1 protein-coding gene is annotated in these 2,422 nt (G+C 43.6%); it reads right to left on the minus strand.

Going from position 1 to position 2,422, the window contains the following annotated elements; all coding sequences use genetic code 11:
- A partial coding sequence (locus tag ACYSNS_RS14500) for an autotransporter outer membrane beta-barrel domain-containing protein (protein ID WP_461723890.1) occupies positions 1 to 2,170 on the minus strand: 2,170 nt, incomplete at its 3' end.
- Between the last annotated feature and the right edge of the window lie 252 nt (positions 2,171 to 2,422).

Raw genomic sequence — 2,422 nt, forward strand, 5'->3', positions numbered from 1 at the left:
AGGCGCCGCCGATCAGCTTGCCGGCATCGCTTTCTGTCACCTCGAAGTCGAGGCCGATCTGTGTCTTGATCATATCAAGGTCATAGTTGCTGCGGGTCTTGCTGACATTGGAATTGATATGGCCGGTAGAGCCTTCCACCTTCATCCAGAAACCGCGGCCTTCCATCTCATTGATGGTGGCTGTCTGGCGATCAGAGCCTGTACCAATCCATGTGCGGTTGCCAATTCGCTGTTCCAATGTGCCAAGCTTGTTCAACTGCTGCAAGATTTGCGGATAGACCTCATACATCGGCACAGATGGTTGATAAACAGGATTTATTGCAGCCGAATCTATCAGTAACGAACGCAGATACCAATCACCGGCAAAGTCGCCAGCCTTATTGCCGGCATAGAGGGAATAGGCATAGGCTCCACCGACGACAGCGGCCTGCCCTTCAAAGCTATAATCACTCTTCAAGGAGAAATTATCGGCAGATGATGTGCCATCCACCTTGATCAGCTGAATACCATCGCCAGTGGTCAAAGCACCAAGGCCACCCCGATTGACAACCTGCACAGCGGTCGTGCCCGTAGCATTGCCGGTGACATGCAAGAAATCGGTCGGCGAGTTGTCGGCACCTAATACGGAGCTCAGCATAATTAAACCATCTGCTCCTTGATAATCACCATTCACTGTCAAGGTTGTAGGTGTGTTCTCGTTATTTACAAGACTGACCAAACCCGCATTATACAAGTTGCCGAAACTCGAATCTGATACAAGATAGATATTACCCGAATTATTGACGGTTCCACCGGTTGCCTCTAATTTATCAAGTGTAATATTTCCTGAGGCTGAATTATTAATTGCGGACTTTTCGAAATTGATCGTCCCGGAGAGATACATATTCAAGTTATTATTAACCGTTAGATTGGTGTAGCTTGATGTCTTATTTGTTCCACATATTGCATCGTCATTGCAATCACCAACGATCAAAGTACCATTATTATTGACCAACCCACCTTCGAAAGAATTACCGTATATATAAAGTCTGGAGTCTTGGCTGTATACTTGTAATTCGACATTTTCTCCTGTATTTCCACTAAAACGTGACATACTGTTACCGTCTACATAAACTTTAGTTCCAACCATTGTATTATTATCAGCAAAAACCGCCCCGCCGCCTTTATTGTCAAGGACAGCTTCTTGTACGTTATTATTCGAAATATACATCACACCCGAACCATCATTGGTAAGGTTTGCGCCAGTAGCATTGTTGTTTTGAATCGTTAGCGCACCTGTGCCACGGTTGGTAATTTTGGCTCCGGATGCGACATTGCCGTCGATCGTCATACGCCCTTCATCGTCGTTGATAATTTCCGCATTATCAACATTATTTCCCTTGATCACGAGTAGGGCTTTTTGGGAATTTATTATCGTCGCGCCTTGTGCAAAGTTATTCAAAATATCCATACTGGATTCGTTCTTATTATATATTACTGCACCATCTGCTTTATTGTCATTTACAAGCACATATCCTTTTCCAGAATTTGTAATACTTGCTTCGGAAGCAATATTACCGACAACATACATTGTTGAATTTATATTGCTTATATTTGCATTTGTAGCAAAATTTGAAACAGCGGTAAAAGTTGATCCGGCATCGTTTATCAGCGTCGCGCCGCCAACATAATTCTTGTAGAGTATGAATTCTGCGCCATTTCCTTTCGAAGTAAATTCAGCAGAATTTGCAACATTTCCTTCAAAATATGCAACATTTATCGGGTTCCATGGATATTGACCGGACACAGTGTTATCAATTTCAAAGGCATAGCTATCACCGCCATCTAATGCGGTCGTTGCAGAAAGAGTACCTGGAGCTAACTTCGAAACCCCTGTGACCGGATTAACGAATGAGATCAAATCGCCTTCGAAAGTCTTTTCCACACCATTGTCTATATATGTATAGGAACCGGTATATCTTTTCACCTGTATATTCGACTGATCTGAAGAAAAAGTAATTCCATCTTGGGGAAACGTACCATTATAATTGCCGGCAACTTGATCCCGTGATGTAACGGCATTCACAGCAACCGGATTTCCATTCGCATCCGTTGGAACACCCGAATTTTGCGCAAAAACAGCCGTAGAACATAGAAAATTAACAAAAATAGCCCCGAAAACCAAACGCATCCGAGCATCCGACAGCCTAAGAGATACGATATTTTTTAGCATTATTTGTGATTGAGACATCATGACGTACACCCGTTTGAAGTTGCAAAACGCATACACGCCGAATGAACGGTTTTAAAAAACAGATGTTTAAGGATTAATTGCCTAAACGCTGCAACATCGTCACCTAAAAGAAAAAGTGCGGATTTACAGTGAATTAAGCCGAAGCACAGAACCCTAGGCTGTATGCGGGGGGGGGGGGGGGGGGGGGAA

Source organism: Bartonella sp. LJL80 (assembly GCF_054871565.1).